The 20,677-nt window shown below is 63.5% G+C and carries 17 protein-coding genes; 2 read left to right on the top strand and 15 right to left on the bottom strand.

All coding sequences use genetic code 11. The features are described 5' to 3' along the window. Positions 1 to 37: 37 nt before the first annotated feature. The 6 genes from AC1Q5P_RS19895 to AC1Q5P_RS19870 all read right to left on the bottom strand — a co-directional run bounded on the left by AC1Q5P_RS19895 (position 38) and on the right by AC1Q5P_RS19870 (position 4,571). On the bottom strand, positions 38 to 1,261 hold the full coding sequence (locus tag AC1Q5P_RS19895; RefSeq protein WP_492519849.1) for an AAA family ATPase: 1,224 nt from the start codon (positions 1,259 to 1,261) through the stop codon (positions 38 to 40). A 216-nt stretch (positions 1,262 to 1,477) separates the two neighbouring features. Then, entirely contained in the window at positions 1,478 to 1,831 is a 354-nt protein-coding gene (locus tag AC1Q5P_RS19890) for a hypothetical protein (RefSeq protein WP_492519848.1), read from the bottom strand. Continuing rightward, a complete protein-coding gene (locus tag AC1Q5P_RS19885) occupies positions 1,831 to 2,025 on the bottom strand; it encodes a hypothetical protein (RefSeq protein WP_492519847.1) in 195 nt (64 codons plus the stop codon). Before AC1Q5P_RS19885 ends, AC1Q5P_RS19890 begins: the two co-directional genes overlap by 1 nt. A gap of 193 nt (positions 2,026 to 2,218) precedes the next feature. Beyond that, a complete protein-coding gene (locus AC1Q5P_RS19880; protein WP_492519846.1) occupies positions 2,219 to 2,419 on the bottom strand; it encodes a helix-turn-helix transcriptional regulator in 201 nt (66 codons plus the stop codon). A 110-nt stretch (positions 2,420 to 2,529) separates the two neighbouring features. After that, positions 2,530 to 3,207 carry a hypothetical protein gene (locus tag AC1Q5P_RS19875; protein ID WP_492519845.1) on the bottom strand — a complete coding sequence of 226 codons (678 nt, stop codon included), beginning with the start codon at positions 3,205 to 3,207 and terminating at the stop codon, positions 2,530 to 2,532. Positions 3,208 to 3,299: 92 nt separating this feature from the next. After that, a complete protein-coding gene (locus tag AC1Q5P_RS19870; protein ID WP_492519844.1) occupies positions 3,300 to 4,571 on the bottom strand; it encodes a tyrosine-type recombinase/integrase in 1,272 nt (423 codons plus the stop codon). Positions 4,572 to 5,022: 451 nt separating this feature from the next. Between AC1Q5P_RS19870 and AC1Q5P_RS19865 the strand changes: the two genes are divergently transcribed. Then, positions 5,023 to 6,216 (top strand): MFS transporter, encoded by a 1,194-nt coding sequence (locus AC1Q5P_RS19865; protein WP_492519843.1) that lies wholly within the window; start codon positions 5,023 to 5,025, stop codon positions 6,214 to 6,216. Continuing rightward, positions 6,216 to 6,929, top strand: coding sequence for an SDR family NAD(P)-dependent oxidoreductase (locus AC1Q5P_RS19860; RefSeq protein WP_039336696.1), 714 nt, complete (start codon positions 6,216 to 6,218; stop codon positions 6,927 to 6,929). The genes AC1Q5P_RS19865 and AC1Q5P_RS19860 overlap by 1 nt, the downstream gene beginning before the upstream one ends. A gap of 161 nt (positions 6,930 to 7,090) precedes the next feature. Here AC1Q5P_RS19860 and AC1Q5P_RS19855 read toward each other — a convergent pair whose 3' ends face one another. From AC1Q5P_RS19855 to AC1Q5P_RS19815, 9 genes are all read right to left on the bottom strand, one after another. After that, a complete protein-coding gene (locus tag AC1Q5P_RS19855; protein WP_492519842.1) occupies positions 7,091 to 9,505 on the bottom strand; it encodes a glycoside hydrolase family 3 protein in 2,415 nt (804 codons plus the stop codon). Between the two features lie 83 nt (positions 9,506 to 9,588). Then, a complete protein-coding gene (locus AC1Q5P_RS19850; RefSeq protein WP_492519841.1) occupies positions 9,589 to 10,770 on the bottom strand; it encodes an MFS transporter in 1,182 nt (393 codons plus the stop codon). Further along, positions 10,767 to 11,837: a LacI family DNA-binding transcriptional regulator gene (locus AC1Q5P_RS19845; RefSeq protein WP_039336646.1), complete on the bottom strand. Its 1,071-nt coding sequence runs from the start codon at positions 11,835 to 11,837 to the stop codon at positions 10,767 to 10,769. The genes AC1Q5P_RS19850 and AC1Q5P_RS19845 overlap by 4 nt, the downstream gene beginning before the upstream one ends. Before the next feature lie 6 nt (positions 11,838 to 11,843). Continuing rightward, positions 11,844 to 12,749, bottom strand: coding sequence for a glycoside hydrolase family 16 protein (locus AC1Q5P_RS19840; protein ID WP_492519840.1), 906 nt, complete (start codon positions 12,747 to 12,749; stop codon positions 11,844 to 11,846). Next, positions 12,746 to 14,248 (bottom strand): tryptophan halogenase family protein, encoded by a 1,503-nt coding sequence (locus AC1Q5P_RS19835; protein WP_492519839.1) that lies wholly within the window; start codon positions 14,246 to 14,248, stop codon positions 12,746 to 12,748. The genes AC1Q5P_RS19840 and AC1Q5P_RS19835 overlap by 4 nt, the downstream gene beginning before the upstream one ends. Further along, positions 14,245 to 15,267 carry a cupin-like domain-containing protein gene (locus tag AC1Q5P_RS19830; protein WP_492519838.1) on the bottom strand — a complete coding sequence of 341 codons (1,023 nt, stop codon included), beginning with the start codon at positions 15,265 to 15,267 and terminating at the stop codon, positions 14,245 to 14,247. Before AC1Q5P_RS19830 ends, AC1Q5P_RS19835 begins: the two co-directional genes overlap by 4 nt. Further along, the gene (locus AC1Q5P_RS19825) at positions 15,260 to 15,979 is read right to left on the bottom strand and encodes a SapC family protein (protein WP_492519837.1); all 720 of its coding nucleotides are present in this window, start codon (positions 15,977 to 15,979) and stop codon (positions 15,260 to 15,262) included. The genes AC1Q5P_RS19830 and AC1Q5P_RS19825 overlap by 8 nt, the downstream gene beginning before the upstream one ends. Next, on the bottom strand, positions 15,976 to 17,523 hold the full coding sequence (locus tag AC1Q5P_RS19820) for a tryptophan halogenase family protein (RefSeq protein WP_492519836.1): 1,548 nt from the start codon (positions 17,521 to 17,523) through the stop codon (positions 15,976 to 15,978). The genes AC1Q5P_RS19825 and AC1Q5P_RS19820 overlap by 4 nt, the downstream gene beginning before the upstream one ends. Before the next feature lie 126 nt (positions 17,524 to 17,649). Next, positions 17,650 to 20,613, bottom strand: coding sequence for a TonB-dependent receptor (locus AC1Q5P_RS19815; RefSeq protein WP_492519835.1), 2,964 nt, complete (start codon positions 20,611 to 20,613; stop codon positions 17,650 to 17,652). Between the last annotated feature and the right edge of the window lie 64 nt (positions 20,614 to 20,677).

Below are 20,677 nucleotides of genomic sequence, written 5' to 3'. Positions count from 1 at the left end.
TCACAATGAGATGAAGGGGGTCAATTTTAGACGCCGATCACCCCGCTAAGGGGGTCAATTTTGCACGCCGCTCCACAGGCTTGAGCGTCCCGTCAGCGTCAAAGGTGCCCAACTCGTTGTCTAGAGCGCCCCTGAGGCTTGCTAGGTGCAATCTACCGGCAAGGGAGGCCATGCCCACCCGCAACGCCTTGCAGATCGACGCTTGCCGCCAGTGAAGTTGATCCGCGTCATCTTCACAGGTCAGGTAGAGAGCAGCGCCTGGGCGAACATCGAGGCCGAGACACGGCATCCCTGCCGCCGCGCAGGTTGCGAGCTGCTGCCCGAACAGCGACTTGCCCGCGCTGCCCGGCCCGGTGAACAGTGTGACCTCTGCCAATGGTGCCAACCGCTCCACAGCAAATGCTTTGGGCTTCGGCTGAACCGCAGACAGCGCAGCAAGATCAAGCGTCGGCAGCGGCATGAGAGCGCCTGCAATCGCCTTGGCCGTCAGAGCGCGCAGATCCTCTGCTGTGCCCTGCCAGTCCATCACGTCGCCCTTAGCAGGAAGCCCCGGCAGGTCGAGGATGCAGACCGATGCGGCAAAACCATCAACGGAAGTTTTCACCGTGTCAGCAAACTTCCTCCCCGGTCCGTCATTGTCCGGCAGGATCACCACGGAAAGGCCAGCAAAGGCGTCCGCATATTCCTTCCGCCAACCATTCGCACCGAAAGCAATGGCAGTGGCAACCAAGCCCATCGAAGCGAGCTTGTCGGCCTTGCGCTCGCCCTCCACGAAATAGACCAGCGGAGCATCTTCACCAGCAGCGCGAGCAATCGCGACAGCATTTTGCAGGTCCGTCAGGCGATAGAGAACGCGTGGCAGATCGCCCAGCCCGTTGATCCACTGGCCATCCTCAAAGCGCTCTGCAACGAACCGCTTGGCGTGTCCTGTGGCTTCAAGGCGCTTGGTCCGATAGACCACGTTACCAACGCCATCGTCGTATTCGTAGACGCCGGTTTCACGCCATTGCGGCTTATCCATGCCGCGCCTTTCTTGCCGTTCAGGCAGTATGCCTTGGCGGCGCAATTCGTCCTTCACCGCCAGCGCATTGCCGCCGTTGAAGCTGTGGACGAGAAGGCCGTCAGGAGCGTCAGGACTCAGACTGATGACTGTGCCCCGGTCGCGGTTGGAATGCCCCTCAGTTGGAACGTGGACGCTGTTGCCGCGCACTTCCCCACCAAGGGCCGCAGCGATCGAGCGCAGGTTAGGCGCACTTGCCATCCCCACCCCCTACCCGGTTGCCCGGTCGGCTATGCTTCCGACAGCGGCGGTTCGGCTCAAACTTGGTCGCGCCCATCTTGAAGGCGAAAGCCGCGCCACATTCGGCGCAGTCGGACTGCCACGTCAGGACCGCAGACACGGTGCCATCGCGGCGGGTGAAATGGACAGACGCGGTACAGGTGTAGCGCTGGCCCTTGTGTTCACGAACCGCGCCCATCATGCCGCCAGCCCCGGCAGATCGTCCTGCCCGTCGTCGGCGGGAGGCGGGCCGTAGTCAGGGAGAACCCACACCGCTTGCGACCGGCCAGAGATCGCCTTCCGGCGCTTGCCGCTATCCACGATCTTGCCTTGAGCCTTCAGGCCCGAGAGACGCGGGCGGCTGGAATAGCGCTCCCACTGGAGGGTGTCGGCCACCTCATCGGCGGTGCAGCCGTTGGCGGCGTTTGCGCGGATCAATGCGAGCGCCATAGCCTCGCGGTTGAGCGCAGCAGCGGCCACGCTTTCCGCAGCCTGTTCGGACGTTTCGGGAGAGCCAGGACGGAAACCCGGCGCGTTCGGATAATCGGCCATTATTCAGCCTCCAATGAGATGCCGGCGCGTTCAGCCAAGGTTTCGAACCATTCGGCTTGCTTCGGAGTCAGCAGGGTCGGATCGACTGCGCACTGTCCTACGAAGGCTCCTGCTCGGCGGCTCAGGCGCTCACCATGCGTGAGGATGTGCAGCGCAATCTTGCGGCGCTGGTCGAACGTCAGGGGCTCAGACATAGCAGGCCCCTCCGCTGTTCGGACCAAGGCCAAGGTGCGTCAGGATGATGCGTAGCGGTTGCGGATGATCGGTGTTTCCGGTATCATCGCAGGGTCCCGCCAGAGACATTGCGAGCCGCTCGTTCCGTTCAGCCCGGAGCGGGCGGTTTCGGTTTTCATTGGGACCGAGAACCCGTGCGAGGCGCGCCACCGGTCACGCCGCTTCGCTGGTGGACTGGTAGCGGTTCGCTTCCTTCCACGCTTCAATATCGGCAGGATCGTACAAAACCTTGCCGCGCTTGCCAGGGGTCTTGATGAACTTCGGGCCATCACCCGAGACGCGCCAGTTTTCCAGCGTGCTAGCTGCAACCCCGATCAGGGGAGCCGCAGCCTTCGTATCAAGCAGTGCGTGCATCTCTCATGCTCCACACCCCAACCAGCGAACTGCCGCTGGCTATCCGTGGGGTGCGGTAACAGTCGCGAATTGCTTGAATTTGTTCGCGGAACAATGAAGAGGAATGCCGACTAATTGCCTTCCTCCGATTTGTCGTCGGGGAACAAATGACCTTCCTTCCAAGCCTTGTATCGCCTGATTAGTGGCCTGACAGTGTCCACGCTCAAAGCAGTATGACCGCGTACTGCAAGAAAATCCGCGACACTCTTGTGAGCCTTGTTCTCCGACCTGAGATCCAACCCGCCGTTATCCGCAAGCACCGCAAACGCTGCTGCGAACTGCTCCCATCGCAACGCGTCAGCTTTTGCTCCCGGGCCAGCGGCGATTGCGATTCTCGCCGGAGCAGGCGAAACGATTGGAGCACTGCTTTCGGAGCGCTCGGATATTGCCGGTACTCCCAACCCCCCGATCTTCATGAGGTCGTCTTCGTGGAAGGATAAGCCAAGGCACTTGATGTCGGAAAGCTCCTCTCGGTCGTGGCGACAACGGTCTACAGAGAAGCGATCAAGTTCGAGAAAACCCGGCCCCCAATCCAGTTTGAGAGCAGCCCAAGCGCTCGGGGGAATTTCCCAATTACTTTCGGTAGCTTGCGTCCGGTATCGCTTAAAACTGGCCTGAATCGCTCGTGCACGGACCATTCCTCCCGAAAGGAACGGGTGTAGTCGGCTCTCATCATTTCCAGCCCAGTCGGGTCGGCGCAGATCTATCAAAGAGAGCACTTCGTCAGAGCGTAACCACTTGTCAGCCATAGCGCCTCCGCAGGCGACCGCATGGAAAGTAGGGGCGGCAGAGCCGTGCGGTAATCGGCCCGTTCGGGAGCTAACCTAGCCGCCCCATGCGATCACGCCCGCCGTTCGGCCAGCGCAACCACGTTCGATTTATCCTTTGCCGTAAGCAGGCCTTGCACGTGGTCCGACCACGCTTGGAGAGCTGCCTTCTTTTCCGGCCCCCAATCGTGCCGCTGGTAAACACCAGCAACACCAGACCGAGAGCCGCTGACGTGATTAAGTATGGCTTCTGTCACTTCAAACCGCACGCCAAGGCGTTGCATTCCTGTGGCTAAAGTCCGGCGAAGATCGTGGATTACCCAAGGCCCCACGGAAATCGGTTCGTCCATCTTCTTCGCAAGCAAGGCAATCTCCCGATCAAGACGCTTCTTCGCTGCTGAGTGCCCACTGATCGCCGTCTTGCCTGTAGTGCTGAAGACGAACCCGGTTCGCGGCCAACCGTCCTTGCGCTTGCTCCGCTTCGCCAGCGCGTTCAATTCAGCCATTGCTAATGTGGAGAGCGGGACGAGCGAGGCCTTGCCGTTCTTTGCCCGTTCGGCGGGAAGCGTCCACAACGCCGCCGCCTTGTTCAGTTCAGACCAGTCGAGGCTTGAGACTTCATCGAGGCGCTGGCCGGTAACGATCAGCAACCGGACGAACGGGCCAAAGGGATAACCAAGCTTACCCGCCGCATTCCAAGCAAGCGCCAATTCCTGATCCGAAAGCACCCGATCCCGAGCGGTGGGCAGCGGCGGCGGCTCCATGCCGTCCAAGGGCGAATGCTCAATATCGCCCTGGCTAACCGCCCACCGGAACAATCGGCGTAGCGTGGCGAACATATTGCGGCTTGTTGCGACCTTGCCCTTGGTCTTGTTCAGAACGGCACGGATATCGGCGCGGTTGATCTCATGCAGCGGCTTAGTGCCAAGCACAGGCGTTGCGTAGAGACGCAGGAGGGTTTCGCCCATCTGGTGTGATGACTTCCACCGAACCTTGAGGCAGTCCTCCACGAACGTCGCAGCGTATCCCTTGAACGCCAGATCAACCGCCTTGCGCGCGGCGTCCTTCTTTTCCTGTTGCGGATCGATGCCCTTGCCGACCAATTGCGCGAGACGCTCAGCTTCTTTCCGCGCGGCATCAGGCGTGAAGGCACCATGCTTACCGATGGTGACGCGCCGGGTTTTGCCCGCCCTTCCCCCAAGTCGATACTGGAACAGGTAGACCTTGGCACCGGTCGGCGTGACCTTCAGGCCGAAGCCAGCCAGCTTGTCATCCCACAGCAGGACTTCCTTTGCTGCCGGGTGCGTGGCGTCCACGCTCGTCTTTGTGATCCTGCCCTTTGCCATGTGCTTACCAGACCCTTTCTCGGTAAGCACGATAGCAGGAACATGCGGGAACAGCAATGGAACGCTGGGAAGAGAACAGGCGTAGAATCAGCCGATCCCACAAGGTCAGGGCGCAGCTTGCCTAGACCCCACCATATAACTTCTAATCTTGAGGCAGCAGGTTCGAGTCCTGCCGGGCGCGCCATCAATACGATCAGGTGTGTTTCCCCACCTACCATAGGCGCGCTGTCTGCGTTGACAGTTGGGACTTCTGGTCCACTACGAAGTCACTACCGCACAAAATCTCAATTCGGCAAAATCAATAACAAGTCTTCCCTCCTATCGATTGGACAGAAGGAGTCGGTCCCGGCAGAGGTATGAGACCGGTTTCACATTGCATGATCGCCGCTGCGAACAGGCGCGCCGGTCGATTGCAGCGTGAGAAAATACTTGCGAGGAGACGGATGCTGCCATGACAAAGCATCACATACCGAGTTTCATGACAGGGATCGCGCTGCTGCTGCCGATCACGCTCACCACGATGGCCGTCGTACTTCTTGCGCCTGTCGTACCCCAGATCATGGCAGAATTCGGTACAACCCCGGGACATGAATACCTTGTCCCAATGGTGTTGACCCTTCCGGCGCTGTGCGTGGCGCTGCTATGCCCGTTCGCTGGCATTCTCGGGGATTATTTCGGCCGCCGTAAGCTCTTGCAGGCCTCCTTCGTGATTTACGCGCTGGTCGGTCTGGCTCCAATCTTTCTGAAGGACCTGACTACCATTCTGGTGTCTCGTGTTGGCGTGGGAATTGCCGAGGCGCTGATCTACGTTCTCTCCACAACCATGATCGGCGACTATTTCAAGGGTGCCGAGCGCGACAAATGGCTTGCAGGCCAGACGGCGTTTGCCTCGATGTCCGCACTTCTGTTTTTCAATGTCGGTGGCATTCTCGGAGATTTCGGCTGGCGCACGCCGTTCTGGGTCTATTCGTCAGCTTTAGTGATGTTCGCACTTGTCTGGATCTTCACATGGGAGCCCGCAGGAGACGACGATGCGGATGAGGAAGCTGATGCCGCTCCTCACAAGCTCAGCTGGGCAGGTTTTCCGTGGGCCCGGATGGCAACGATTGTCGCCGTGACGATCTATGGCTCGGTATTCTTCTATACCGTGCAAATTCAGGCCGCGAGCGGTCTCACCGAACTCGGATTGACCAGCGCCGCCCGAATCGGCTTCCTGACGTCTGTTGCCAGCGTCGGTGTTCCCCTCGGCACCTTCCTGTACTCCCGGATCGCTCGCATCGGTGTGGGCAAGCTTCTTCTCATCGAACTCACGCTGCTGGCTATCGGATTCATGCTGATGGGCAAGGGTGGAAACGTGACGGGATTCCTTGCCGGATGTTTCATCAACCAACTCGGTGCCGGCATGCTCCTGCCAACCCTTCTCGTATGGGCAATGAGCATCCTGCCCTTTGAATTCCGGGGCCGCGGGACCGGCTTCTGGCAGTCAGCCTTCTCGCTGGGGCAATGGCTGAGCCCGCTCGTGGTGACGTTCGTTGCCCTTCGTGCCGGCGGACTTATGGGTAGCTTCCAGGTCCTGGCTCTGTTTGCCGGTGCCGGTGCAGCAATTGCTCTTGCGTCGCTGCAAATCAGCCGGAAGGCGCAATGATGCCTGGTCGTTTAGCCAACAAGATCGCCGTCGTTACCGGTGCCGGCAACGGCATCGGCAAGGGCTGCGCCAAGATGTTCGCTGCCGAGGGTGCCAACGTGATCGGTCTCGACCTGGGCGGTGCGGACACGACGTGCGACCTGCTCGACGAGGACGCGACACGGGCGACCTTTCAGCACATCGGCCAGAAGCATGGCCGCATCGACATTCTTGTCAATGCAGCCGCCTTCGCAGTCTTCAATTGGATCGAAACCATGTCCTATCACGAATGGAAGCGGACGCTTTCAGGGGAACTGGACATCGTCTTTCTCGCGACGCGGGCCGCATGGCCGTTTCTGAAGTCCAGCGGCAAGGCGAGCGTGATCAACTTCGCAAGCGCCAATGCGCGCCATGCTCTCGATGGTTCTCCGGCCATCGCGCATTGCGCAGGCAAGGGAGGCGTTCTTGCCATGACCAGGCAACTGGCCATGGAAGGCGCGCCGCACAACATCCGCGCCAACACGATCGCACCTGGCTTCATCCAGACCGAAGCCACGCGCCGTCATATGGAGATGGACCCAGGTCTTGAAGGGGCGGTCCTCAAGAAGAACATGCTCAAGCGTCTTGGTGACCCGGAGGACATCGCCTGGTGCGCCACATGGTTGGCCAGTGATGAGGCACGCTACGTGACCGGCGCCGACTTTGCCATCGATGCGGGAGCGACTGCCTGGTAATCATTCTTGCACGAAACCTGTGTCCCCGGACAGGATCCGCACAGGGCCAAAATCCGGGGACACAAACAGATTGCTATCAACCAGGCCCAAACGCCGCCTACGAAACCCCTGTTGTCAACCAAGGGGTGTCGCTCACCACGAGCGTCATCGCGGGGGAACCGTCAGTTCGCGGCCGGCGGACAGGGGATGGCCTCGCCCACCCCCTCGATAAGTGCGCTACGGACGCTGACCGTGAATCCCTTATCTGCGCTCAGTCGAAGGGGAGAGCCCACCGCGCCCAACTTCGCACCATGCTCCGCAAAGCATGTCAGTGGGATACGCAGGGTGGCAGCCTTGCCAAGAGCCCCAAGGCTCTTGCCGACGTCCAGCTTGACGCCCGCAAAGGCAACCGTCACCGGCCCAGAACCGCGCGCATCCAGCCGCCAGTCCAGCCGCAGCGCGAAGCCGCCGTTGAGGTGCCGTTGCATATCGACCACCGGCCCGTCGAGCGCGATGTCGCCCTTGCCGCTCCAGGTGAACTGCCGTGCGTCCTCCTGCGCTGCCACATCGACCGCGCGCATGGTGACTACGCTGTCCAGGCCGAGCCGCCACGGCTCGATCACTTTCCCAGCGCGGATGAACGTGGTTTCACTCAGCAGGCTGCCCACCTCGACGCGAGGGTCCTCGTTGACCCAGCCGACGCTCGCGGGCTTTGCGTAGCTGAGGCCATGGCCCACCCGCCACAGCGGCTCCACCATCGGCGAGCGCGCATCGCGCGGCCAATCGAACGGCAGCGTGCCGGTGAAATCGCGCGGTGGCTTGCCGCCCTTGCGCGCGACCAGCACATCAGCCACGCCCTGCCCCTGGGAGCCCGGCTGCCACGCGGCGACGAAGGCATCGGCCACGTTCATCTCGGGTCCAACGAACATCGGACGGCCCGAAAGGAACACCGCAACCACCGGCACGCCTTGGGCCTTTAGCTGCTTCATCAGTTCCAGTTCGCCCTCGCGCGACTGGAACAGAAGGTTCGGCACATCACCCTGAAACTCGGCATAGGGCTGTTCGCCGAACACCACGATGGCGACATCGGGCCTGACGCTGCCCTGAGCCTTGGCAATCTCGGCGGTACCGCCCGCTTCGGCCACAGCCTCGACGATCGCGCGACCGATGGTGCGGCCCTTGGGGAAGTCGGCGCCCGTCGTGTCGGTGCCCTGCCAGGTGATGGTCCAGCCGCCGGCCTGCATCGCCATGCTGTCGGCCCCCGGGCCGGTCACGAGCACCTTGGCGCCCGGCTTGATCGGCAGCACCGAACCTTCGTTCTTGAGCAGGACGAGCGACTTGGCGACCGCTTCGCGCGCCACATCAAGATGCGCCTGGGCGCCCACTGCTGCGGGATCGCCACGCTCGACCAGCTTCGGCCCCATCAGGCCGAGCTTGTACTTCACCCGCAGGATCCGCCGCACGGCATCGTCAAGCCGCGCCATGGGAATCTTGCCCTCGCGCACCTGGCGCAGGGTGTTATCGAACAGGCCCTTCCAGCTGTCGGGCGCCATGTAGAGATCGAGGCCGGCGTTGATCGAGGCGGCGCAGTCGGTCGGCGTGCAGCCCTCGACCTGCCCGTGCCCGTTCCAGTCGCCAACCACAAGGCCCTCGAAGCCCATTCGGTTCTTGAGCACGTCGGTGAGCAGCGACCGGTTGCCGTGGTTCTTGACCCCGTTCCAGCTCGAGAAACTGGCCATGACAGTCAGCGCGCCCGCATCGATGGCGGGCGGATAGCCCTGCGCATGCAGACGGACGAGTTCGGGCTCGGCCAACTTGGCATCGCCCTGGTCCTTGCCCTGTTCGGTCCCGCCATCGGCAAGGAAGTGCTTGGCGCTGGCGGCCACCTTCTCGGCCGCCAGCGGCTTTCCGGCGAGAAGCGGCCCCTGCAGCCCCTCGACCATCGCCCTCGAATAGCTGGCGATCACCGCCGGGTCGCTCGAATAGCCTTCATAGGCGCGCCCCCAGCGCAGGTCCTGCGGGGCGGCAAGTGTCGGGGCGAAGGTCCATTCGATGCCCGAGCCGGCAACCTCGGCTGCAGTCGCTGCACCGATCCGCTTGATCAGTTCGGCGTCATGCGCCGCCCCAAGTCCGACGTTGTGCGGAAAGATCGTTGCGCCCGGCAGGTTCGAATGCCCGTGGACAGCATCGACACCAAACAGGATCGGCACCCCCGCCCCCGCCTTGCGCGAGGCTGCGCGGAATTCGTTCACCAGCTTGAGCCACTTGGCCGCATCGGCACGCTCGTCGCCATAAGGCCCGCTGTTGCCCCCAGCGAGGATCGACCCGAGCGGATAGCGGGCGAGGTCCTCGGGCTTGATCGAACTGATATCGCCCTGGATCACCTGGCCAACCTTCTGTTCGACCGTCAGCTGGCGGAGCAGCCGCGTGATCGCCTGCTCGGTCCGGGCATCGGTGATGGTCGACGGGCTGTGAGCAGTCGGCCAGTTCGCGGGATTGGCCACCGGGCTTTCGTGCGCTGCTACCGGCGCAGCGGCCAGCAGGAATGATAGCGCCACCACACTTGCCATGGCAGGACGCAGGCTTCCCTTCGACATCGACTTCCCCAGATTCTGTGAACGTTCTCAATCAGACGTCTCACACGTTTGCGAGTGGAAATCAACCCTTGACGAAACTGGTGTCAGGCAGTCCGTCGCAATCCGGCGAGAAGCAGGGTTGCGCAAAGGGCGAGCAACGCGAGAACCACGAAAAGCGCGCTGAAGCCGAGGCTTGGTACAAGAGCCAGCGTCAGCGCTGGCATCGCCAGCGACGGGATCGTGTTTGTCAGGTTGAACAGGCCCAGATCGCGCCCGCGCCGTGCACTGTCAGGCAAGACCCTCAGGGTGTGGGCGCTGTGCAAGGCCAGGAACGCCGAGGTCGAAAGGCCGAACAGAATGTACCCGGCAATCGCTCCGTCGCGTCCTTCGGCAAGCGCCATGATGATCAGCCCCAGCGCGGCCCCGATCGACGAGATCACCAGCGGTGAAACAGGCTGCCCGGTGCGATCCGCCCTGTCGCCCGCCACCAGCGCGACCAGCGCGCCGATCACCATCGCCGTCAGCAGCACGCGGGCAATGGCGCCATCGGCAAGGCCCGGATCGACCGAGCGCAACCACAGGTAGAAGAACGCGAACAGCGAGGCTTCGGAAATCTGGACCAGCAGGCGGGCAAGCCACATGCGCGTTGCCATGCCCTTGAGAACTTTGCGTGCAACGTCGCTTCCCTCGGCCGGCCTTGCCCGGGTTTGCGCGAAGCCGTCCTCACCCAGAAGCACGAGCGGGAGGACGCACAGCGCCACGATCACGCCCACGACGGCAAAGCGCGTCTCCAGCGAGAAGGCATCGCCCAGAGTCGCCAGTGCTCCGGCAAGGGCACCCGAGGCCGGGGCGAAAGCCAGCAGGCCGCCGAGCAGCCCCTTGCGCCCATCGGGCACCTGATCCCCGGCCCAGGCAGACAGCGGCGCCAACATCATGTTGAGCCCGACCTGCCACACCGCGATCACGGCGGTCAGCGAAAGCAAGGTCCCGGTACGCGGCGCAATCTGGAGCATGACGCTGGAGAGCAGCAGCCCCGCCAGCACGAAGGGGCGGCGCCTGCCCACGAGGTCGCTCGCCCAGCCAAACGCGATGTTGCACAAGCTGGCAGCAATCGCGCCCAAAAATGTCGTTGCAGCAAGCCAGCGCACGGCCTCGCTTCCCGCCAGTTCGCGCACGTGCATCGGCAACAGCAGCGTCAGGAACGGGACATAGGCAATCGTCGATCCAGCCCACGCCAACGCATAGAGCGCCAGAAAGCGGTGCTCGCGGCCTTGTCCGCCAATCACGCCCCGCAGGCCGCTGCCGGGCCGGTAGAGCCGCGAACCTCGAAGCCCATCGGCAGGATCACCGCGCCAGCAACATCTTCGCCCTTCTGCGCGGCGATCAGGCTGCGCACCGCAGTGGCCGTCGTCTCGGCAATCGGCTGATCCACGGCTGTCAGCGCGGGCCGGGTAAAGCGCACCAGCGGAGTGTTGTCGAAGCTGACCAGCGAGAGATCCGACGGGATGGCAAGCCCCAGTTCGTCGGCGATCTCGACCGTGGCCAGCGCCATCTGGTCATTGCTGGCAATGATCGCGCTCGGCCGGTCGAGGCTGGCGAGCAAGGCGCGAGCGGCGCGCACGCCAGAGGCATAGGTGAAGTCCCCTGCCTCGAGCAGGCCCTCGGTGGGAAGTCCCGCCGCGTCCATCTCGGCTTGCCATCCGTCCACGCGCTTGGCCGAAAGCCGATACTCGGAAGGCCCCGAGATGAAGCCGATGCGCTTGTGGCCAAGGCCGATCAGATGCCGGGTCGCCGTGCGTGCGCCGCCTTCGTCATCCATCGAGACCATGATGCCATCGGGCAACCCTTCCTTGTGCACTTGCGCGCCAATGCGGGCGAACGGCACGTTGTGGCGGGTCAGCGTCTCGAGAATCTGGGGATTGTCAGAGTGCGGCGGCGTGAGGATCGCGCCATCGGGCTGTAGTGCCGCAATCGCCGCGCCCAGTTCGCGCTCGACATGGTCGTTGTGGGTGTCGACCAGTTCGAAGATCAGGCGATAGCCATGTTCGGCGCATTCGAGCATGCCGCCCAGCAGCATCTGGTCGACCCAGTCGGTGCCCTGGCGCGCCCGCCAGTCGGCAATGGTGCGTTCGCGGTCGTTGAGGGCCAGGATAAGATAGGAACGCGATCCGCTCATCCGCTGCGCCGCGATCGAGGGCACATAGCCGAGCTTGTCGATCGAGGCCTGGACCTTCTCGCGCATTTCCGGCCGGACATTGGCCTCGTTGTTGATGACGCGGCTTACCGTCTGCAGCGACACGCCTGCATCAGCCGCCACGTGCTTGATCGTTACCGCCTGCCGCCTTCGCGCCATGGTAGGTCAGTTACCCCCGCTTATCGTTCCCATGAGAGCGTTATCCGCAACGGGCGCCTTTTGCCAGACGCGAACCCAATCGACTGCCATCGCCTTGGGAAAGGCGGAGGGATCGACGCCCTTGGCATTGCGCCCTTCTGGCAGATGCCCGCCGATGGCGAGGTTGAGGATCAGGTGGAACGGCTTGTCGAAGGGCGCGCCGGGCTTGTCAGAGCCCAGCGTGTGCCATTCGTGAGGCATGCGTCGAGCGTAGTCCTTGCCGTCAACGCGCCAGACCATGCCATCCTTGTCCCACTCGACCTCGTAAGTGTGGAAGGCGGTCGGATCGGGCAGCGGCGTTTCTTCCGAGATATAGCGATTGCGCGGTGGTTGGCCGCCGAAGTGGATCGTGCCAAGCACATGGTTTTCGCGGCCACCCTCGCAGGTCTCGCAAGGCTCGCCGAGGTTGACCGCCTCCATGATGTCGATTTCGCCCGAGCGCGCCCAGCCGCCATAGGCCCAGTCCTCTGGCAGCATCCAGATTGCCGGCCAGGTGCCCTGCCCCTGCGGCAGCTTCGCGCGGACCTGCACCTTGCCGTAGAGCCAGGCCCCCTTTCCGGCCGTTGAAAGCCGAGCGGACGTGAACGGCTTGTACCGCTTGGCCTCGGCCTTTTCCATGCTGTCGCGCTGATCGCGCGGGAAGGCAGGGCCGGTGAAGTCCTCGCGCTGGGCGATGATCTCCAGCACCCCGTCGCTTAGCCGATGGTTGGCCTTGCGCGCAGTATAGCACTGGCGCTCCTCGTTGCCGCCGCCCCAGCAGTCCTCGGCAAGGACCCAGCGATTGCGGTCAAGCGTGGTACCGTCGAACTCGTCGGCCCAGACGAGTTGCCAATCGGGTTGGACCGCCGCTGCGGCCAGAAGCAGAAAGCTCATGCCGCTGCCGGAACCTCGGCGCCGCAATAGCGCGCAACGTAATCACCGTGCGAGGGCAGCGCGGCGACGGTGCGGCTGACCTGTTCGCGCAAGCTCCCGAGCAGATGTTTCAGTTCCTCGTCACGCAGCTTGGCGGCAACCGGGTGGTGGCTTTGCGGATTGATCCCCTGCCCCATCATCACCTGCACCCACGAGTTCTCGGCAAACAGTTCTTCGTTCTTGCGGAACACGCGGCCGGTTTCGCGGAACAACTCGATCTTGTGCTCGAGGCTGGCAGGAATCTCCATGCTGGCGCAATGCCGCCAGAACGGCGTGTCACGGCGATCGGTCGCCTTGTAGTGCAGGACCAGGAAATCGCGGATCTGCTCCATGTCCGTGAACTGCTGGTCGTTGAATTCGTCGATATCGCGCTGGCTGATGGCGCCCGCAGGCAACATCCGCACAATGCGCAGGATGGCGCGCTGGATCAGGTGGATAGAGGTGGACTCCAGCGGCTCCATAAACCCGCCGGAAAGCCCCACGGCCACGCAATTGCGGTGCCACTGCTTGCGCCGCGCCCCCGTGCGGAAGCGGATATGGTTGGGCTTGACCAGCTTCTCGCCCTCGACCGTCAAGAGCAGCTTTTCGAGCGCAGCCTCGTGGGCAACGTAGTCACTGCAATAGACCACGCCATTGCCCTGCCGATGCTGCAGCGGAATGCGCCACTGCCAGCCCGCCTCGTGCGCGATGGCGCGGGTGTAAGGCACGGGCGGGCGCACGCTCGAGGTCTGGATGGCAATGGCGCTGTCGCAAGGCAGCCAGTGGGTCCAGTCATCATAGCCCGCTCGCAGTGCACCTTCGATCAGGAGCGCGCGAAAGCCGGTGCAGTCGATAAACAGGTCGCCCTCGATGCGGCGGTCCCCTTCGAGTGCCAGCGCGGCGATGTCACCGGTTTCACCGTCAAGCTCCACGCGGGCGATCTTGCCTTCGATCCGCGTGGTGCCATCGGCCTCGGCCATGGTGCGCAGGAACTTGGCATAGAGGCCGGAATCGAGCTGGTAGGCGTAATTCATCCGGTCGTCCGGCAAGTGCGCGAACTTGCCTGCTTCCGCTGCCTTCAGTTCAAGGCAGTATTCGCCGTAGGGCTCGGTGTGGCCGCGCTCCAGACCGTGGAGCCAGAAGTGCTGGAAGCCCGCCGACCAGTGGTCCTTGCCGGTACCGCCGAACGAGTGGAAGTAGTTCTCGCCCGGCACCCGCCAATTCTCGAAATTGATGCCGAGCTTGAACGTCGCCTGCGTGGCACGCATGAACTCGGCCTCGTTGATGCCGAGCAGGCGGTTGTAGGTGACCAGCGGCGGGATCGTGCTTTCGCCGACGCCGATCGTGCCGATCTGTTCGCTTTCGACCAGCGTGACCTCGGCCACCGGGCCCAGCGTTCGGGCAAGCGCGGCGGCGGCCATCCATCCGGCGGTGCCGCCTCCGGCAATGACGATGCGGCGGGGCAGATGCGAAGCGGTCATTGGCTGAGGCTCCTCAGGATGAACTGGTGGATGCGGGCAGCGCCCTGCGCGTCGATGGGGCCCAATGCGCCCTGCCCCTCTTCGGGAATGTGCGCGCGGGCTTCATCACCGCCCGAGAACACGTAGTAATCGAACAGGTCGCGCCACACCGCGCGGTCCGCCTCGCCCAGGTCTCGGATGGCGAGCAGGGCGTGGGTCAACGCCGTCTGCGGCTGTCCCATGTAGCGCGGGGTATCGCGCCACCAGTAATTGAGCAGGATGTTAAACGGCTCAGTCGCCTCGACATGGTGCCACCACATCGAAGGCACGAACAGCGCGTCGCCCGGTTCGAGTTCCGCCACCTGCCCGTGCTCCAGAGCTTCGGCAAAGCGCGGGTAAGCCTCGAAATCGGGCGCCGCGAAATCGACCATGCTCACCGCGCGGCCCGCTGGCGTGTTGTCGATGGGGCCGAGGTAGAGATTGCGGAACTGGTTCGGAGGGAACAGCGTGAAGCGGCGACGCCCTGCCACGCAGCAGGCGAGGTTGTCGGGGAAATCGTTGTGCGCGGCGATGCGCGTTGGCGATCCGATCCACAGGCTGGTGATGGGATCGCGCGAGCCGAGATCCACCCGGTTTTCGGTATCGACGCCGTGGAAGTGCGTCGGCACGTCGATCGAGCCGAGGTAGATCACGGGGTGATCGGCGCTGCCTTCGTTGGCATCGAAACCTGAAAAGATATCCGCCAGCTTGCCGCGCGCCGTCCTGAAATTCATCTGCATGGCAGCGTCATAGAACAGCCGACCACCGCAGCCGGGGTCGGCCAGCGAGACGGTGAACGGCACGGGTCGCGCCCGTTCGACCAGATAGGCGCGAGCGGCGCGGGCTGACTTGAGGCCCGCCTGAACCAGCGGCCACTCCCGCACCAGTCCGCGCAGCACGAACGGTTCGCGCGTGCTCTGCAGCAGGGCGTCGAGGCCGCCCGGATCGTCAAGCGTCCTTTCGGCAACGGCAGGAAGCTTCGGGGCGGTCGCTTCAGCCACCGGCGACCTTGGCGTTCTTGCGCGCGACCAGATCGCCGAAGTGCGAGAGCGAGGCGATGATCATGTATATCCGCGCGAGGTGGCCGCTGGCCATGAGGTCCTGCAGCGCAGCGCCGTCCAGGGTCGAGAGCTTTTCCTCGTTGATGGTATGATAGCCGACGAGCGAGTTCTTCGCGCCATCGTCGAGCGTGACTTCCAGCGTGAAGGATTCCGCCAGTTCATAGCGATCGAGCGCGGCGAAGAAATCGGCGGATTCGCGGTGGGCGTGATCGAGGTCGCCCAGCTTGGCGGCGATGTCCTCCAGGTAAGGCGTGGGCTGGCCGCTGGCATCGAACACCCGCATGCCCTCGCCCGTCCTGCTGATGCGGGGGTGGTCGAGATCGACGTGGACCTGGCCCACGCCGTCGGGCGTTGGCGCGCGACCGATCAGGAACGGGCGGATCGCCATCGACAGCGGGCGATAGGGCGCATCCCACGTGCCATCGCGCAGGAACAGGTTCTCGCCCGTCTCGAATCCCAGCAGCGCCAGCGCTTCAAGCTTGCCGGTGGCAATGTCGCGGCGCAGGACGATGGGGTAATGCGCCTGAACCGAGCGGAACTCGGCCGGGACAGTGGCACAGGCCATGACGTTGTCGCCAAGTTCGGCGCTGGCGGAAGTGTCGATGCGCAACTCGCCGTGGTCGGCGGGATTGAGGACTGCGTGGTTGCTCATTTCACTGCCGCTCCGTGCATGGCGATTGGGGCTGCGGCCGCAACGGGGCGCAGGGCATCGAGATAGGTCCGATTGGACGGCAATGCCGCGGCCAAGGCGCGCGAACGCTGGCGCACTTCGGCAAGCGCTTGCGTGGCTGTAGCGTCGGCTGCTCCGCCCGGCACAGGGAAGCCCATGCCATAGAGCACGTATTGCTGGCTGGCGGCGCAGAACAGTTCGTCCATGCGAGGGAAGTCCCACGCCGACGGCGGCTGATCGCGCCAAAGCTCCAGACACTCGGCAAGGCGCGCCGGGACTGTCGCCGGATCGCGCTGCGCCAGCCAGTAAGGCTCGGGCCGGCGGCTGAGGACGTAGTGCAGCTTGAGAAATTCGACGATGCGGTCCCAGCGGTAGCGGAACAGCTCGTTGAACCGCCCGGCGAGCAGGCCCAACGTATCCGAGCGGCGCGGAAAGTTTTCGGCCAATGCCTTGATCGACAGTTCGATGGTGACGATGGCCGAGGCCTCGAGCGGCTCGATGAAACCAGCGGAGAGGCCCACGGCAAGGCAGTTGCCCTGCCAGAAGCGTTCACGGTGGCCCGTGGAGAACGTGAGCTTGCGCGGGCGCAGGGCCTGCAGGTCAGCGGACGGTAGCCGCGCGGCAATGTAGTTCCGCAGCACATCCTCCGCCCGCGCATCATCCATGAAGCGCGAGGAGAAGACGCAACCGATGCCGCGCCGCGTTGGCAGGGCGATGTCCCAGATCCAGCCCGCTTCATGCGCGGTGCCGATGGTCTGCGACGCAATCGGGCTGCCGGGTTCGACCGGGACCTGCACGGCAAGCGCGCTGTCGTTGAAGGACACGTCGGACCGGTCCACCCACGGCACGCCGCAGTGGTCACCGATCAGGATCGCGGCAAGCCCTGAGCAATCGATGAAGAAGTCGCCGGCTATTTCGCGCCCGTCGAGCAGGCGCAGACTGGCGATATTGCCGGCCTCGTCATCGGCAATTGCAATGACTTGCGCCGAAACATGCGTCACACCGAGCCGCGTCGTCGCGTGGCGCTTGAGCAGTGCGGCGAACTTGCCGGCATCGAGATGATAACCGTAGTTCAGCGCCCCGGCATAATCGGGCATGGCCCTTTGCCGTGGTGCAAGGTTGTCCTCGCAGGCCGCAGCTTGTGGCGTCACCAGCGCTGCGAAGGACAATTCCGGTGCCTGTGCGCGCCACGCCTGCAGCATGGCGGCCATGTCGCCCGGCGGGGGCGGTGTGAACGGGTGGAGGTAGCTGTCCTGCGCCGAACCATCGACCCAGCCATCGAAGCGCGAACCCTGCTTGAACGAAGCGTCGCACTCGGCAAGGAACTCGGCCTCGGGAATGCCGATGGTCGAGAGCGTTTCGCGCATCGTCGGCCAGGTGCCCTCGCCGACGCCGATTGTCGGGATGTCGGGCGCCTCGACCAGCGTGATTGCCAGCTCGGGCCGTCGCGCGGCCAGCAGGCACGCGGAGAGCCACCCTGCGGTGCCGCCTCCGACGATTACAACCTGCTTCACCGACCCGATCATCTCTCACCCGTTTCAGCCGCCGGTTGATCCGGCCAGCCTGTCAGTCCTTGAAAACCCCTGCGGCCCGCACTGCCGAAGCAATACGGGCCGCCGGTTCTTCGTTACCCGAAGGTCATCCCCTCAGGCTCAGAAGGTAAACCGCGCACCGGCAGCATAGCGCGCATATCCCGGTGCCGCAAAGAACACGGTCTGGGTGTTGCGCTGGTAGCCCTTGCGGTCGGCGTTGGTGATGTTGATGCCTTCGACGAACACCGTCACGCCCTTGCGGATTTCGTACGATGCGCTGGCGTCGAACTGGCCATAGGCCTTCACGTAGTACGGATCGAAGCCGTAGCCCGAGAGGAACCCATCGCGCCAGTTATATGCAACGCGCGCCTGCAGGCCGTTCTTGTCGTAGAACAGCACGGCGTTGGCACTGTCGCTGACCCCGTTCACCGCGAACTGCGGGATGGTGTAACGCAGGGTGTTGTCGAACTTCGTGTCGCTCTTCACCACGGTGTAGTTCAGGATCGCACCGAAGCCGGTATCCCAGAAGCTGTGCTGGACCGCGAATTCCCAGCCCCACAGCTTGGCCTTCTGATCGCTGTTGGTCGGCTGCGTGGTGATGAAGTTCACCAGCGGATCAGAGGCTTGGCCGATGACGCCGGTGACGACCCCGTTGTTGTCACGAATGACCGTCGAGGGGAAGTTGGCGCCGATGTAATCGAGCAGTTGCTGCGCCGTAGCATTGGGACCCAGCGCTGCCCGCGCTGCTGCGGCATTGGCACCGGCAGCAGCGTTGGTCAGGCCGAACGCGGGCTGGTTGACCTGCGTCTGGCTGATGAAGTTCTTCACGACCTTGTGGAAGAAGCCCACCGAAACGTAGCTCGCCGGCGCGTAGTACCATTCGGCCGAGAGATCGACGTTGTTGGACTTGTAGGGCAGCAGGCCGGGGTTGCCGCTCGAGGCCGTGCTGCCTCCGATGCGGATCGGCGAAGCCAGCGTGGTGCCACCCTGCAGCGAGGCATAGTCAGGACGGGTGATCGTCTGGCTATACGATGCGCGCAGGCGGACGTTGTTGATCGGCTCCATGTCGAAGTCGATGGCCGGCAGCCAGTTCTCGTACTCACCCTTGAGCGAGGCGGCAGCGACCTGCTGCGGATTGCCATAATCGATCGCGGTTTCGTTGCCGCCGGTCCAGATCGTGCGGACCGGGATCGGAACCTGCGCAGTGGAGTCGACCTTGGTCTTCTCGTAGCGCAGGCCGAAGCGCAGGTTAGCCGTGCCCGCGCCCAGATCGAACGAGTGCTTGGTCTGCAGGTACGGCGCCCAGGTCCGTTCGCGGACGGTGCGGTCGGTCGTGTACTTGGCAATGCAGGTGCCGGCAGTGACGGCGGTGCTGCAGATCCCGATCTTGCTGTCGAGCAGACGGATCAGGCCGTCCGTGTCGATGTTGAAGTAGTTCGGGATGATCGAGCCATCGTTTGAGCCCGACATGCCCGCCAAGTCCTTCGGCAGGTCACGGATCTGGTAGAGGTCATCCGGGGTTTCGGCTGCGGAAAGCGTGCCGCCCCAGGTATCGTTCTGGATAACGCCGAATGCAGAGCGCACCTTGTTCTCGGTGTAGGTGACGCCGAAGTCGAGGCTGTCGATGAACGAGGCGTCGAAATCCCAACCGCCGCGGAAAGTAACTTCGTTGATCTCGTCACGCATGTAGGCGGTGCGGAAGGCGTTGCCGGCAGGGCGGATGTTCGAGGCCTTGATCTCGGCCCCCGGATACATCTGAACGCTGATGACGGGCATGTCGGAGGTGTAATCGACCTTCTGCGACTTCACGCCGAAGATCGCGCTACCGACGGCAATGCCCGAACCATAAGGCTTGGTCGGCTTGCTTTCGGCGGTCGAGTGGTGACCATCTAGTTCGAGGCGCAGGCCGCCGGGGCCATCCCACTTGAGGTTGCCGCCGATCGACTGGTTGCGCGAGCGGTTGGCCGCAACTGCGCCGGTGATGGCGAGGTCCTTGTCGGTGCCACCGAAGTTCTCGGCATAGAAGTTCGGGCCAGCTGCCGGGCCATCGGTCCAGCTGCTCGAGGTGTCGCCGTGGTTGAACCAGACGCCGATCGAGTTGGTGCGGGCGTCGATGGTGTTCTGCGAGAAGGTGTAGTCGACGGTCGCAGTCAGCGTGTCGGTCGGCTTGACCTGCACCACGGCCTGACCGTTGATGCGCTTGCGGCGGAACGTGGTGAAATCGTAGCCCGCGTTCTGCGTCACCTGATAGATGTCGTTCGGGCCGGGGCGGTTCTGGATGTTGGCAGCGCCCGGCGTGCCCGGCTGTGCCAGCGAACCCCAGTTGTTTTCCGAGCCGAGATAGCCTTCGCGCCAGCCCGCGTTGAACTGCGCCTGGCTGGCCTTGCGATCCTGGTAGGAACCGGTCAGCAGAACGCCGATGCGGCCATCAGCAAAGGTATCGCTGATGATGCCCGAGACTTCAGGCGTGATGCTGGTGCCATCGAACAGCGAGGTGTCATAGACCGCCTTGGCGCCAATGCTGCCGTGGAAGCCTGGACGTTCGAGCGGCTTGGCGGTCTTGATGTTGATGACCGAACCGATACCGCCAGTGGCGAGCGAAGCGCGGCCCGACTTGTAGACTTCGACGCCGGCAATGCCTTCGGAGGCGAGGTTGGCGAAATCAAACGAGCGCGAGGCGGGGGCGCCGCTGCTTCCGCCGAGGCTGGAAGCGGGCATCTGGCGGCCGTTGAGCAGGACGAGGTTGAAGTCCGGACCGAAGCCGCGAACGGTCACGGTCGAACCTTCACCGCTGTTGCGGTCGATCGAAACGCCGGTGATGCGCTGCAGCGACTCGGCAAGGTTGGTATCGGGGAACTTGCCGATGTCTTCCGCCGAGATCGCATCGACCACGCCCTGCGCGCTGCGCTTGATGTCGAGTGCCTTCGACAGCGAGGCGCGGATGCCGGTGACGACGATGGCTTCGCCTTCTTCAGCGGGAGCAGCAGCATCCTGCGGCGCTTCCTGCGCGTGGACGGCTTGCCCTGCAAGTGCGAGTGCAAGGGCACCCATGCTGGCTGCACGAACGGCAGCGGAACGTGTCATGGAAACCTTCATGATCCTCCCCTTTTACAACCTCGGCACTGCCACGCGAAATGCTCGCCATCAG

This window comes from Novosphingobium sp. GW835-FHT14H07 (assembly GCF_058793515.1).
The sequence above is the reverse complement of the archived record's forward strand: the minus strand, read 5'-3'. Positions and strand labels throughout refer to the sequence as shown.